General features: G+C 66.3%; 12 protein-coding genes. 11 read left to right on the top strand and 1 reads right to left on the bottom strand.

Going from position 1 to position 13,291, the window contains the following annotated elements; all coding sequences use genetic code 11:
• Nucleotides 1-70 precede the first annotated feature (70 nt).
• The 11 genes from RUGAMON1_RS09265 (at nucleotide 71) to RUGAMON1_RS09315 (ending at nucleotide 11,523) form a co-directional block, all read left to right on the top strand.
• Entirely contained in the window at nucleotides 71-1,273 is a 1,203-nt protein-coding gene (locus RUGAMON1_RS09265) for a type II secretion system F family protein (protein ID WP_445230227.1), read from the top strand.
• The gene (locus RUGAMON1_RS09270; protein ID WP_445230228.1) at nucleotides 1,270-2,961 is read left to right on the top strand and encodes a GspE/PulE family protein; all 1,692 of its coding nucleotides are present in this window, start codon (nucleotides 1,270-1,272) and stop codon (nucleotides 2,959-2,961) included. Before RUGAMON1_RS09265 ends, RUGAMON1_RS09270 begins: the two co-directional genes overlap by 4 nt.
• The gene (locus RUGAMON1_RS09275) at nucleotides 2,948-3,874 is read left to right on the top strand and encodes a hypothetical protein (RefSeq protein WP_445230229.1); all 927 of its coding nucleotides are present in this window, start codon (nucleotides 2,948-2,950) and stop codon (nucleotides 3,872-3,874) included. Before RUGAMON1_RS09270 ends, RUGAMON1_RS09275 begins: the two co-directional genes overlap by 14 nt.
• Nucleotides 3,871-4,431 carry a hypothetical protein gene (locus tag RUGAMON1_RS09280; RefSeq protein ID WP_445230230.1) on the top strand — a complete coding sequence of 187 codons (561 nt, stop codon included), beginning with the start codon at nucleotides 3,871-3,873 and terminating at the stop codon, nucleotides 4,429-4,431. Before RUGAMON1_RS09275 ends, RUGAMON1_RS09280 begins: the two co-directional genes overlap by 4 nt.
• Nucleotides 4,419-5,015, top strand: a complete 597-nt coding sequence (locus tag RUGAMON1_RS09285; RefSeq protein ID WP_445230231.1) for a hypothetical protein — start codon at nucleotides 4,419-4,421, stop codon at nucleotides 5,013-5,015. The genes RUGAMON1_RS09280 and RUGAMON1_RS09285 overlap by 13 nt, the downstream gene beginning before the upstream one ends.
• On the top strand, nucleotides 5,012-5,542 hold the full coding sequence (locus RUGAMON1_RS09290; protein ID WP_445230232.1) for a hypothetical protein: 531 nt from the start codon (nucleotides 5,012-5,014) through the stop codon (nucleotides 5,540-5,542). Before RUGAMON1_RS09285 ends, RUGAMON1_RS09290 begins: the two co-directional genes overlap by 4 nt.
• The gene (locus tag RUGAMON1_RS09295; RefSeq protein ID WP_445230233.1) at nucleotides 5,539-7,506 is read left to right on the top strand and encodes a secretin GspD/PilQ domain-containing protein; all 1,968 of its coding nucleotides are present in this window, start codon (nucleotides 5,539-5,541) and stop codon (nucleotides 7,504-7,506) included. Before RUGAMON1_RS09290 ends, RUGAMON1_RS09295 begins: the two co-directional genes overlap by 4 nt.
• A gap of 2 nt (nucleotides 7,507-7,508) precedes the next feature.
• The gene (locus tag RUGAMON1_RS09300; RefSeq protein ID WP_445230234.1) at nucleotides 7,509-8,009 is read left to right on the top strand and encodes a type II secretion system protein; all 501 of its coding nucleotides are present in this window, start codon (nucleotides 7,509-7,511) and stop codon (nucleotides 8,007-8,009) included.
• Between the two features lie 4 nt (nucleotides 8,010-8,013).
• Nucleotides 8,014-8,388, top strand: a complete 375-nt coding sequence (locus tag RUGAMON1_RS09305; RefSeq protein ID WP_445230235.1) for a type II secretion system protein — start codon at nucleotides 8,014-8,016, stop codon at nucleotides 8,386-8,388.
• Complete coding sequence (locus RUGAMON1_RS09310) at nucleotides 8,363-8,866, top strand: type II secretion system protein (RefSeq protein WP_445230236.1); 504 nt, start codon at nucleotides 8,363-8,365, stop codon at nucleotides 8,864-8,866. Before RUGAMON1_RS09305 ends, RUGAMON1_RS09310 begins: the two co-directional genes overlap by 26 nt.
• A gap of 128 nt (nucleotides 8,867-8,994) precedes the next feature.
• Nucleotides 8,995-11,523 (top strand): M4 family metallopeptidase, encoded by a 2,529-nt coding sequence (locus RUGAMON1_RS09315; RefSeq protein WP_445230237.1) that lies wholly within the window; start codon nucleotides 8,995-8,997, stop codon nucleotides 11,521-11,523.
• Here RUGAMON1_RS09315 and RUGAMON1_RS09320 read toward each other — a convergent pair whose 3' ends face one another.
• Nucleotides 11,524-13,152 (bottom strand): CehA/McbA family metallohydrolase domain-containing protein, encoded by a 1,629-nt coding sequence (locus tag RUGAMON1_RS09320; RefSeq protein WP_445230238.1) that lies wholly within the window; start codon nucleotides 13,150-13,152, stop codon nucleotides 11,524-11,526.
• Between the last annotated feature and the right edge of the window lie 139 nt (nucleotides 13,153-13,291).

The raw sequence follows: 13,291 nt of genomic DNA on the forward strand, positions 1-13,291 counted from the left end.
ATTTGTCGGGGCGGCAGCCCATCGCCGTCCCGTTTTTTTCCGGCTGAGTGTTGAAGGCAGTACGCATGCAATGCAGTACCATTTACAAGTGCAGGGTGGGCCGAACGGCCCGCAAAACATAGCGATCGACGCCGCCAGCGAGGCGGAAGCGATCCGCCAGGCGGCGCGCAACGGCTGGCGCGTGCTGGCCATCGGCAGTACCGAATCCACTGGTGCGGGGGCGCGCGCGCCCGCGCGCCTCAGCAAGCAGCCCTTCCCGCTGCTGCAATTCAGTCAGGAGCTACTGGCCCTGCTGGAAGCGGGGCTGAACCTGAGCGAAGCCACCGCCACCTTGCTCAACAAGGAAACCCGCGGCGGCGCGCGCGCCACCTTGGCCGCGATCCAGCGCTCGCTGCAACAGGGGAAAAGCTTCTCCGACACCCTGGCCGACTTCCCTGCCGTCTTCCCCGACCTGTATGTCGCCACCGTGCACGCGGCCGAGCGCTCGGGCAATCTGCCGGAGGCGCTGGCGCGCTTCGTCGGCTACCAGTTGCAGTTCGACGCCATCCGCAAGAAGCTGGTCTCGGCCGCGATCTATCCCACCATGCTGCTGGTGGTGGGCACGCTGGTCACGCTGTTCTTGATGGGCTACGTGGTGCCCAAGTTCAGCGTGGTGTACGAAAGCTCGGGCCGCGAAATCCCGTGGGCCTCGCAGATGCTGCTGTCCTTCGGCCAGACGCTGGCCGCGCATCCGTGGCTGAGCGCAGGGGCGCTGGGCGGCGTGGTGCTGGGCGTGGTGTTCGGCCTCGGTAACGCCGCCATGCGCCGGAAGCTGGTGCTGGCCGTGCTGCGGCTGCCGGTGCTGTCGGCCAAGGCCGCCGAATTCCGCTTGGCGCGCTTCTACCGCGCGCTGTCGCTGCTGCTGCACGCCGGCATACCGCTGTCGAAGGCGCTGGCGATGACCAACGCCATGCTGCTGCCGGAGCAGCAGGTGCAGCTGGTGCAGACGCGCCGCGCGGTGGAACAGGGGCTGCCGTTTTCCACCGCGCTGGAACAGAACGCGCTGGCCACGCCGGTGGCGCAGTCGCTGCTCAAGGTCGGCGAGAACACCGGCCGCCTGGGCGACATGCTGGAACGCTCGGCCAAGTTCCACGACGAGGAATTCGCGCGCTGGGTGGACTGGGCCTCGCGCCTGCTGGAACCTGTCTTGATGACGCTGATCGGCGTGGTGATCGGCGGCGTTGTCGTATTGATGTACATGCCGATCTTCGAATTGGCTGGGAGTCTGTCATGAACGCACGCGAACCGGCTGTCCTCAGCCCCGAGATGCTGCACGGCGCGCGCGCCGCCGCGATGGCGCAGGGCCGCCCGACCATGGCGCTGCTGCAGGAGACCTCCGGCCTGACGCCGGAGGAGCTGACCCGCCAGCTGGCCAACCTGTTCTGCTATCCGGCCTGGCCGATGAGCAAACTGCAAGCGGCGCTGCCGGCCTTCGACCTGCTGTCCTACACCGACTGCGCGCAGCGCGACTGCGTGCTGCTGCGCGACGAAGGGAACACCAACGCAGCGCCGGTGCTGGTCATCGGCAATCCGTTTGCCGAAGATACCCTGCAGTGGGCCGACTACGCCATCGGTTGCGCCTACAGCGTGGCGCTGGCCCATCCCGACGACCTGGGCGCCTACCTGGTGCAGCAGGAGAGCGTGCAGCAGGCCATGCAGGACATGATGGAGGACGGCAGCCACGGCGAGCTGGCGGACCTGGACCAGACCATCGAGGACATCTCGCTGATACGCATCAGCGAAGACAGCAGCCCGGTGGTCAAGCTGGTCAACTCCACCATCTACGACGCGCTGAAGTTCCAGGCCAGCGACATCCACCTGGAATGCGACGCCGCCAGCCTGGTCATCAAGTATCGAGTGGACGGGGTGCTGGTGCAGGCCGGCACCGTGCAGGGTTTGCAGATGGCCGAGCAGATCATCTCGCGCATCAAGGTGCTGGCGGAGCTGGACATCGCCGAGCGCCGCGTGCCGCAGGACGGCCGCTTCAAGGTGCGCGTCAAGGGCAGCGAGATCGACTTCCGCGTCTCCATCATGCCCAACATCTTCGGCGAGGACGCGGTGCTGCGCCTGCTGGACCGGCGCGCGCTGACCGAAGCCGCCGCCGCGCTGCGGCTGGAAAGCCTGGGCCTGAACGACGACGCCATCGTGCAGATCCGCCGCCTGGCCGCCAAGCCGCACGGCATGCTGCTGGTGACCGGACCGACAGGCTCCGGCAAGACCACCACGCTGTACGCCGCCATCACCGAGATCAACACGGGCCGCGACAAGATCGTCACCATCGAGGACCCGGTCGAATACCGCCTGCCACGCGTGCTGCAAATTCCCGTCAACGAGAAGAAGGGCCTGACCTTCGCCCGCGGGCTGCGCTCCATCCTGCGCCACGACCCGGACAAGATCATGATCGGCGAGATCCGCGACGACGAAACCGCGCAGATCGCGGTGCAGGCTTCGCTGACCGGCCACCTGGTGTTCACCACCGTCCACGCCAACAACGTGTTCGACGTGGTGGGACGCTTCCTGCACATGGGCGTGGACCCGTACAGCTTTGCGGCGGCGCTGAACGGCATCGTCGCCCAGCGGCTGCTGCGCCTGAACTGCGAGCACTGCGCGGTGGAGGTGGCGCCCGACCCGCAGGACCTGATCGACAGCGGCCTGGCCGCCGACGCCGTGCGCGACTGGCGCTTCAAGGCCGGCAGCGGCTGCGGCCATTGCCGCGGCACCGGCTACAAGGGCCGCAAGGCCGTGGCCGAGGTGCTGATACTGAACGACGCCATGCGCGAGATGATCTGCACCCGCGCGCCGGTCAGCCGCATGAAGGAAGAAGCCGCGACCATGGGCTTCCGGCTGGCGCGCAGCGCCGGGCTGGATCTGGTGCGGCAGGGAGAAACGACTTTACTGGAGCTCAATCGTGTCACTTATTGAACGCCTTGGCCTGCTGGCGCCCTTGTCGCCACGCCGCCTGCGCGTGCTGCTCGCGCCGCAGCAGCTGTTGTGCGTGCTCCGCCAAGGCACGCGACTGGTGGAAGGCAGCGCACAGCGAATCGCCGTCGATGGCGCCGGCGGACATTGGCAGGCCAGCATCGACGCGCTGCGCGCGCTGTTGCAGCAACCGGACATCGCGGCGGCCAGGCTGCCGCTGGAGATCAGCCTGTCGGGCCGCTGGAGCCAGCTGGTGCTGGCGCCATGGAGCGAAGCCCTGCTGTCGGAGCCGTCGGCCAGCCGCTTCCTGCAAACGCAGCTGGCGGCCCTGTACGGCGACAACGCGCGCGGCTGGAGCGTGGTCGGCGACGACGCGCCGTACGGCCACACACGCTTGGTCTGCGGCGTCGACAGCACGCTGCTGCAAGCCCTGAAGGACGTCGCCGCCGAATGCGGCCACGCCTGCCGCGTGATCGAGCCGCTGCTGGGCACCGCCCTGCGCGCGCAGCAGGTATCGCAAGCGAAGCGGCTGCGCAAAGGCACGACTGCCGCTACTGGCGTGCTGGCGTTGATCGAACCTGGCCGCATCACCATGGCGGCGCTGCGCGACCAGCGCATCGTCGCCATCCAGTCGCAGCCGGCCAGCGAAGCGTGGCGGATCGAACTGCCGCAAGCCTGGCAGCGCTGGACCCTGCGCGCGCCGGAGCTGGCCGGCATCGAGCAGGTCACCGTCACGGACCTGAGCGCATTGCCATCGGCGGTTGCGGCCACGCCTGCCGCCGCCGCGCTGCATCTCGTGCCCAGCGCATTGCCCTCGCGCTTCCGCCTGAGCGCCAATCCGTTCGGCGAACACGCCGCCATCGCCGCGGCCACGGCCCAGCAGCCGCCCGCGGCATCGCCGGAGGTGGCGGCATGACGCACCTGAACTTCCTGCCCCGCTCCACACAACCCACCGGCTGGCGCCTTGCCCTGCTGGCCGTCGGCCTGCTGATGCTGCTGCCCGCCGCCGGCAACTGGATCTCGCAACTGCAAACCGTCAAACGACTGGAGGCACGGCTGGACGCGCAAACGGCCGCCACGCAACCGACGCGTTTGACGCGGCCCGCGCTGGCGCCGGCGCAGCAGCACGAACTGGATCTGCAGGTGAAGGCGGTGGCCGAAGCGGTCCGCCAGCTCAACCTGCCGGTGACGCGGCTGATCAAGGCCATCGTCGCACCGGCCGACGTGCGGGTGGCGCTGCTGGCTCTGGACCTCAACGGCCAGCCGCCCCAGGACGGCGCCGACACCGCGGTCCCTTCCGGCGCGCTGAAGATCGTCGCCGAAGCGGAGACCGCGCAAGACATGATCAACTACCTGGCCTTCCTCAACCAGCAGCCGATGTTCCGCTCCGTGTACCTGGTCAAGCACGAGATGGCGGCCGGCGCCGGCGAACGGCCCTATCACTTTCAGCTGGAGGCCCAATGGCGGCAATGAAATCCGGCGCGCTGCCCAAGCTGAAGCTCGCGCCCAACGTCGCACCCAGGCTGGCGTGGCAAGCTCGCCGCCTGCTGCGCCAGGCCGGTCCCGGCGCGGTGGCTGGCATCGCCTGTGCGCTGCTGGCCGTGCTGGCGCAATGGCACGCAACGCAACTCGACGGGCACCAGGCGGCGTTGACGCGGCAGCTCAACACCGCCGCCCGCGCCGCCGCCGTGCCGCATACACCTGCGCCCACGGCCGCCGGCGGCGTCGCCGCCTTCCATGCCTACCTGCCCGCGCACGACGCCATCCCCGACCAGCTCAAGGAACTGGTAAAGGTGGCGCAGCAAAGCGGTATAGCGCTGAACAAGGCGGAGTACAAACCTGAAGCGGACGCCAAGGCCGGCTTCCTGCGCTACCGTATCACGCTGCCGGTCAAAGCCGATTATGGGAGCGTGCAGGCCTTCATCATCGGTGCGCTGCAGGCGCTGCCGACGCTGACGCTCGACTCGGTCGCCTTCAAGCGCGAGCAGATCGAGTCCGGCGACATCGAGGCACGCATCCAGTTTGTGCTGCTGGTGCGGCAGGAGGTGCGGCGATGAGAAAGATCGTGATCGGCGCCGCCGCCGTCGCCACACTGCTGGCGGCATGGTTCGCTCCCGACCAGGACGGCGGCGTGGTCGGGCCAGCTGCCGCCACCACGCGCGAAGCCGCGCCGGTGGCCGCCGCGCAGGCGCCCATGGCTGCCGCCACGCCGCAGGCAGAAGGCATCGACCTGCAAATCCACCCACGCGTCGCCGACGACGAGATGGGCAATGTCTTCGCCAAGCAAAGCTGGGCGCCGGAGACACCGAAGAAAATCATGATGGACCAGGCGCAGGCGCAAGCGGCGCAGCAGGCCAACACGCCATCCGGCCCGCCGGCCCTGCCCTTCCAGTTCATGGGCCGCTTTACGGATGAAGGCAAGACCGCCTACTTCCTGCAGATCGACGGCCAGAACGTCGTTGCCCGTCCCGGCGAAAAAGTCAACGACAGCTATCTGCTCGACAGCGTCAGCGGCAATACGATGAACTTCATCTACCTGCCGCTCAACCAGAAACAAACCTTAGTCGTAGGGGACACCAATTGAAACCGACCGCCCACCGCCTGCACATGCTGGCCGTCACGCTGCTGCTGAGCGCCTGCGCCGGCAGCCAGACCTTCAAGGAAGGCAACGCCCTGCTGGACGCAGGCCAGATCGACCAGGGCCTGGCCAAGCTGGAACAGGCCTCGCGCGACGATCCGCACAACGCCGAATACCGCATCGTGCTGCTGAACCGCCGGCTCAAACTGGTCAACGCCATGAACGGCCAGGGCGACATGCTGCGCGCGAAAGGCCAGCCCGCCGAAGCCGGCGCGATGTACGACCGCGCACTGGCGCTGGACCCGGCCAACCAGGTCGCGCGCCAGGGCAAGGCGGCGCTGGAGCAGGATCAGCGCCAACAAAAAGTGACGGGCGACGTGGAAGCGCTGGTCCAGCGCGGCGGCGACGCCAATCTGGCGCAGGCGCAGGAGCTGCTGCGCCCCCTGCTGGTGGAACGCCCCAACCAGCGCGACCTGCTGCGCCTCAAGACCCTCGTCAGCGACGCCCAGACCCGCCTGCGCCCCGCCGGCGGACGGCTGGCCATGGCCTACCGCAAGCCGGTCACGCTGGAGTTCCGCGACGCCCCGCTGCGCGCCGTCTTCGATTTCATCAGCAAGGTATCGGGCCTGAACTTCGTGTTCGACCGCGACGTGGATCCCAACCTGCGCGCCACCATCTCGGTGCGCGACACCAGCATCGAGGAAGCCATCGGCATGCTGTTGAGCGCCAACCAGCTGGAACAGAGCATCACCGGCGACCGTTCGATCACCATCTACCCCAACAATCCGCAGAAGCAGAAGGACTACCAGCAGCTGCTGGTGCGCAGCTTCTTCCTGGCGAACTCCGACGTGAAGACGGTGGCGTTCTCGCTCAAGACGCTGCTCAAGGCGCGCGACATCGTCACCGATGAACGCATCGGCACCATCATCATGCGCGACACGCCGGAGATGATACGCATGGCCGAACGCATCATCGCCGTGCAGGACGTGGCCGATCCAGAAGTGATGCTGGAAGTGGAAGTGCTGGAAGTGAAGCGCTCGCGCATCCAGGAGCTGGGCGTGCGCTGGCCCGACACCGTCGGCCTGACCCTGCTGGGCAGCGGCCAGTACGGCCAGCTGAACGTGGGCGACCTGCGCAAGATCACCGGCAACACCATCGGCGTGGGTTTCGGCGCCGTCACCATCAACGCCAACAAGAACGACACCGACAGCAACATCCTGGCCAACCCGCGCATCCGCGTGCGCAACAAGGACAAGGCCAAGGTGCTGATCGGCGACCGCGTGCCGGTGATTACCGTCACCACCAACAACGGTGTCAGCTCCGACAGCGTGAACTACGTCGACGTGGGCCTGAAGCTGGACGTGGAACCCAACGTCTACCTCGACGACGAAGTGGCGATCAAGATCAACCTGGAGGTCAGCAGCGTGGTCAAGGAGATCGTCAGCAAATCCGGCACCCAGGCCTACCAGATCGGCACCCGCAGCGCGGCCACCGTGCTGCGCCTGAAGGACGGCGAGACGCAGGTGCTGGCGGGCCTGATCAGCGACGAAGACCGCACCACCGCCAACAAGGTGCCCGGCGTGGGCGAGCTGCCGGTGCTGAGCCGTTTGTTCGGCAGCCAGAAGGACGACTCCACCCGCAGCGAGATCGTGCTGTCGATTACGCCGCGCGTGCTGCGCTCCATCCGCCGGCCGGAATTGTCGGCGGCGGAGTTCAACTCCGGCACCGAATCCGATATCGGCGGCCGCAGCCAGATCGGCACCACGCTGGCATCCGTGCCCGATACGGCGGCCGACATGGCGCCCACGCCGCGCGACGCCGCGCCTGCTTTGGCACCGACCTTGGCGCCTGCTGGTTCCTCGATGAGCGGCAGCTCGGGCATGACCGGCGGCGACGCGCCGCCAGCGCCGCCCGCCAAGCCGGAACCGGTCAATCCCGTGCCCTACACGCCGCCGAAGAAGGGCCAGTAGCCATGCCGCGCGAGGCCCAACGCGGTTTCACCTTCATCGAGTTGATGATTACGCTGTCCATCCTCGCTACGCTGGCGATGGTGGCGGCGCCGATGGCGCAGGTGGCGCTGCAGCGCGAAAAAGAGCACCAGCTGCGCGCTGCGCTGATCGAGATCCGTGTAGCCATCGACGCCTACAAGCGCGCCGCCGACAACGGCCGCATCAAGCTGACGATGGGCGAATCCGGTTATCCGAAAAAACTGGAGGACCTGGTTACCGGCGTGCCGGACCAGCGCAGCCCGCGCAAGCAGAACATGTACTTCCTGCGCCGCATACCGCGCGACCCGTTCGCGCCGTCCGACGGCAACAGCAACGGCTTCGCCAGCAGCGCCGCCGGTGGCGGCTGGGCCGTGCGCTCCTACGCCTCGCCGCCGGACAATCCATCCGAGGGCGAGGACGTATTCGACGTCAGCTCCCGTTCCGCCGTCATGGGACTGAACGGCATCCCCCTCAAACAATGGTGACGCCATGAAGCGCAACAAAGGATTCACACTGGTGGAACTGCTGGTGGTGCTGGCGATCATCTCGCTGCTGCTCACCATCGCGCTGCCGCGTTATTTCAGCTCGGTCGACAAATCGAAGGAAGTGGCGCTGCGGGAGAACCTGCAGGTGCTCCGCAGCGGCATCGACAAATACTACGCCGACCGCGGCGAGTACCCTGCGGCGCTGGCGGATCTCGTCGCGCAGCGCTACTTCCGCAAGGTGCCGCTGGATCCGGTGACGGAGTCCGCCACCACCTGGCAGCTGCTGCCATCGGCCGACGCCGACAAGCCCGGCGTGGCCGACATCCGCAGCGGCGCCAAAGGAAAGACCCGCGATGGCATCCCGTTCGAACAGCTCTAGACGGCAAGGCGGCTTCGCCTACCTGTGGACGCTGATGCTGGTTGCCTTCATGGGCGTCGGCCTGACCATCGCCGCCGACCTGTATGCGACCGCCATGCGGCGCGACAAGGAGCGCGAGCTGCTGTTCATCGGCCACGAGTTCCGCCACGCACTGGAGGCCTACAACAAGGCCAATGGCGCCGGCCAGTATCCTCTGACACTGGACGAGCTGCTGAAGGACCCGCGCTTCCCCAACCCCAAACGCCATCTGCGCCGGCTGTACAACGACCCGATCACCGGCAAGCCCGATTGGGCGCTGGTGCTGCAACAGGGCCGCATCGTCGGCATCCGTTCGAGTTCCACCAAACGGCCCATCAAACAGGACAACTTCGACGACGACGACGCCGCCCTGGCGAAAAAGCCGCGCTACGCCGACTGGGTGTTCGCCTATCCGTATGACCTGTTCATCGTGCCGCAGAATGCCGAAGCAAAACGCTGACTTGTTGCGAATTTGTTGATATGGGACAGAACCCCCAAGCCATCCACGATCTAGCGTGATTCATCCGCCACGCGGAATCGGCGACATCATTCGATGCCAGCTGGAATGGTTGAAATTGGGAGGATGAGATGATCCTGCGTACACGCCTGCTCACCGTCACCACCGCCGTCGCCGCCGCGACGTCGATGCTGGCCGCCACCGCGACGTTCGCGGCAGACCAACTGATGGCCCCTCCGGTCAACACGCTCACGCCGCAGGACACCTCCGGCCTGGTCGCGCAACTGGCGGCGATGGACGCCGCGCGCGGCGTCTCGCCCGACCTGAGTTTCCGCATCAGCAGCCTGCATCCGGGCGTCGTCGGGCAAAAAATCGTCCGCGCCCAGCACACCTACAAGGGTTTGCGGGTGTTCGGTTCGGAATCGGTGGTGGTCACCAATGCCGCCGGCAGTATCGTCAGCGTGTCGAGCTCCGACCGGCGCGGCCAGCTGGCCACCGGCCTGGCGCCGGCCTCCATCAGCGACATGGTGCCCACGCTGAGCGCCACCGACGCCATTACCGTGGCGGCCAATTCCATCGCGCCGCGCGGCACCAACCGCTGGCCGCCCAGCGCCGAACTGCTGATCTACCCGATCATGAAGACGGTGCGCCTGCCCTCGGCGGCGAACAAGCCGGAGTCCGAGCTCAATGCGCTGGACGTGGAAGAGGTGGTGGACAGCTACCGGCTGGCCTACTACGTTAAGCTGCGCATGGCGGAAGACGGCAAGCCAGTCTATTACGACACCGTCGTCGATGCCAAGACCGGCGCCATCATCGCGCAGTGGCAGGCGCTGAAGACGGTGGTCGGCACCGGCAACAGCCAGTACAACGGCGTGGTGCCAATCAATACCTCGCTGGCCGGCAGCAGCTACCAGATGCTGGACGACTCGCGCGGCATCGGCGGAAAATTCGGCGGCATGGCGATCACCAACGCCAACCACAGCTCGGCCAACAATCCCAATCCCGGCAGCATCTACACCAACAGCAGCAACACCTGGGGCGACGGCAAGCAGTATATCAACGGAGGCAGCACCACCGACGCCAACGGCCAGACCGCCGCCGTCAACGCGCTGTGGGGCTTGATGAACACCTACGACGCCAACAAGAACGCGCTGGGCTGGCATTCGCTGGACGGTAACAACACCGCCACCTATATCGCCGCCCACGTCGATACCCAGTACGACAACGCCTTCTACGACGACAGCTGCAAGTGCATGTACATCGGCGACGGCAACAGCTTCTACAGCCTGGGCTCCATCGACGTGATCGGCCACGAGATGTCGCACGGCGTTACCGCGTCGACCTCGGACCTGACCTACTCCGGCGAATCGGGCGGCTTGAACGAATCGAACTCCGACATCGGCGGCGAAATGGTGGAAGCCTACGCGCGCGCCGGCGGCACCGGCGCCGTGATACCGGCCACCGGCAACGATTGGATGATGGGCAAGGAGATCAGCAAATCCGGCCAGCCGCTGCGCTGGATGTACAAGCCGAGCAAGGATGGCCAAAGTCCCGATGCATGGAGCAGCACCATCAAATACCTGGATGTGCACTATTCCAGCGGACCGAATAACCGCATGTACTACTTCCTGGCGCAGGGTTCCAGCAGCGATCCGGCGTCCGACTACTACAGCAAATACCTGGTGAAGAGCCCCGCCGCGATGACGGGCGTGGGCAACGACAAGGCTTACCGGATCTGGTTCAAGGCCAACACCACCAAGTTCACTTCGTCGACCAACTACGCCGACGCGCGCGCCAAGGTGCTGGCCTCCGCGCAGGAGTTGTATGGCGCCGGATCGAAAGAGGCCATCGCCGTGCAGCGCGCCTACGCGGCAATCAACGTCGGCGCCGATGTCGACGAGGGAACGGCCGGCGGCGGCGATGTCTCGATCACCACGCAGCCGGCCAGCGTGACCGTGGCGCCCGGCGCGACTGCATCGTTCAGCGTGGGCGCCAGCGGTGGCACGCAGCCCTATTCCTACAAGTGGTATCGCAACGGCGCCGAGATCGCCGGCGCGACGGCGGCCAGCTACTCGTTGACGGCGCAGATCGCCGACAACGGCGCGATGTTCAATGCGGTGGTCAGCGACGCGGCATCGCCACCCAAGAGCGCCACCTCGGCCAAGGCGACGCTGACCGTCACCGCCGGCGGTGGCGGTACCGAGCGCGTGACCAACGGCGGCTTCGAAAACGGCACCACCGGATGGCACGGCAGCACCGGCGTGATCGGCAGCTTCGCCGACCAGCCGGCGTACGAAGGCACGCGCTACGCCTGGTTGGGCGGCAACGGCTTCTTCGCGATCGAAACGCTGACCCAGTCCGTGACGATACCGTCGAACGCCACGTCGGCGATGCTGAGCTTCGCACTGCATATCGACACCGATGAAACCAAACCCACGGTGTACGACCGGCTGACCGTCACCGTGAGGAGCAGCACCGGCTCCGTGCTGCGCACACTGGCCACCTGGTCCAACCTCGACGCCGCCGACGGCTACCAGATCCGCAGCTACGATCTGTCAGCCTTCAAGGGACGTACGGTGACGCTGGCCTTCGTCATGCGCGAGGACAACGGCAAGCAGACCTCCTTCGTACTCGACAAGGTCAGCCTGATAACGCAGTAATCAACGCAGGCTGACGAACACCGGGTTCGAATAGAACCACAGGCTGCGGTAGTTACGGTCGTTGATGTCGTTGAAGCGCGCCGTGTTGTCGGTGGTGCCGGTGCGCTGGTCCGCCAGCGGTTCGCCGTCCTGGGTCAGGCCGGCGACATCGACGCCAAGGTTGGTGCCGCGCAGGCGGTAGTACTGGTTCTTGCTGGCGGTGGTCTCGTAGCTGATGCTGAAGTAGCCGTCCGCATCGACCTTCCAGTCCGCGCTGGTGAAGCGCTTCACCACGCGGGTGCTGGCGTTGGTGGCCACGCTGTAGGCGGCGCTGCCCGGCGTGGCCTTGGCGCCCACGTCGCCGACGATCAGGTCGACGTGATCGACCACCGGCCTGACGTTGGCGGCCGTGCCGCTGTCGACCGGCTTCTCGTAGTTGTTTTTGGCCGGCGACTTGAAGCGGATCGTGATCGTCACCTTGTCGCCGCTGACCACCTTCAGTTCCCCGCCCATCTCCTTGCGGTCATCCTTGCTGGCCAGGTTGAAGTCCAGCGCGTTGATCAAGTCTCCGTAGGTCGAGAACATTTTCCCTGAGCGCAGGCCCTGCAGCAGGTCCTTGGCGGCTGGCTTGCCCTGGGCGCTGTTGAAGACGTAGTTCTTCGCATACTCGCCGGGGAAGTAACCGCTGCTGTTGCCGCCGACGATTTTGAAGTGGGTGTCCGAATCGGTCAGGTTCCAGATGCGGCGGCCCTCGCCAAGCAGCGCATCCCAGGTCCCGCCGACCTTGGCGACGATGTAGTCCACGCCGCCGTAGGCGCGCAGCGGCGCGTTCTCCAGCGTGTAGGCGGCCGTATAGCCGCCGCGGTCCGGTTCCATCTGGTTGCCGACCATGCCCTCGATGGCGAACACGATGTTCGGCGCGATGTCGTTGAAACGGCGGAAGTCGTCGATGGTGTAGCTACCCTTGTTGCGCGACGGGTGATTGACCACGGCGTAGCTGGTGTCCGGGTAGTTGTCCTTCAGCCAGCTGATGGCCTTCAGTGCGTCGTCGGCGGTGGCGTTGTAGCGGGTGGTTCCGTACTTGGTCTTCCACGCTGCGACATCGGCCGCGTCGAACAATGCCGCATCGCGGGTGGTGAACAGGTACTCGAATTCCTTCATGCCCTTGGTGCTGGACGCCAGCTTGTCGCTGCCCTCGAACAGGCCGATGCCGATGTGGTCGTGGGTCGGCATGTCCCACTCGAAGCCGGAGAAGATCAACTTGTCGGCGTAGGTGCCGGCCGCCTGCAAGGCCTGCACGCGCGGGATCTCGTAGCGCTCCACGCCGGTCGACAGCGGAATCGCCGCCGGCAGCGAAGCGCCCTTCTCGTCGCGCGACGACAGGCGCAGGTGGTTACTGATCGCCATCCAGTCCAGGCCATAGGTGGTGAAGGCCTTGCCCAGCACCTTGTCCAGCGTCTGGCTCACATCGGTGTCGGGCGACTGCGTGGTGTGGGTGTGCAGGTCGCCGGCGATCCAGCGGCCGCTCTGAATCGGCGGCACGACGACGGCGGCAGGTTGGTCGCCACCGCAGGCGACGGCGGTCAACAGGATGGCAATGGCGGTAGGGATCAGCAATTGGCGGGGACGAAAATGGGAGGCAAGCGACATGATAAGTGAGTCCTGAAGTGGGTGCGGAATTCGGCACACTAGCATTGGCGTATTACCTGCCTGTGACTTGGCGGCAGTGGCAAAACTGTTATGATCGTCGGCTGGCGCAGACAAAGATCCGCGCGGTCACGCAAATCAA

The sequence above is a fragment of the Duganella rhizosphaerae genome (assembly GCF_040364205.1).
GTDB classification, from domain to species: Bacteria; Pseudomonadota; Gammaproteobacteria; order Burkholderiales; family Burkholderiaceae_D; genus Rugamonas; species Rugamonas rhizosphaerae.

Coding starts and splice junctions, on each gene's coding strand:
- RUGAMON1_RS09310 (WP_445230236.1), top strand. CDS start 8,363: ATGGCATCCCGTTCGAACAGCTCTAGACGGCAAGGCGGCTTCGCCTAC.
- RUGAMON1_RS09320 (WP_445230238.1), bottom strand. CDS start 13,152: ATGTCGCTTGCCTCCCATTTTCGTCCCCGCCAATTGCTGATCCCTACC.
- RUGAMON1_RS09315 (WP_445230237.1), top strand. CDS start 8,995: ATGATCCTGCGTACACGCCTGCTCACCGTCACCACCGCCGTCGCCGCC.
- RUGAMON1_RS09265 (WP_445230227.1), top strand. CDS start 71: ATGCAGTACCATTTACAAGTGCAGGGTGGGCCGAACGGCCCGCAAAAC.
- RUGAMON1_RS09290 (WP_445230232.1), top strand. CDS start 5,012: ATGAGAAAGATCGTGATCGGCGCCGCCGCCGTCGCCACACTGCTGGCG.
- RUGAMON1_RS09285 (WP_445230231.1), top strand. CDS start 4,419: ATGGCGGCAATGAAATCCGGCGCGCTGCCCAAGCTGAAGCTCGCGCCC.
- RUGAMON1_RS09305 (WP_445230235.1), top strand. CDS start 8,014: ATGAAGCGCAACAAAGGATTCACACTGGTGGAACTGCTGGTGGTGCTG.
- RUGAMON1_RS09300 (WP_445230234.1), top strand. CDS start 7,509: ATGCCGCGCGAGGCCCAACGCGGTTTCACCTTCATCGAGTTGATGATT.
- RUGAMON1_RS09270 (WP_445230228.1), top strand. CDS start 1,270: ATGAACGCACGCGAACCGGCTGTCCTCAGCCCCGAGATGCTGCACGGC.
- RUGAMON1_RS09280 (WP_445230230.1), top strand. CDS start 3,871: ATGACGCACCTGAACTTCCTGCCCCGCTCCACACAACCCACCGGCTGG.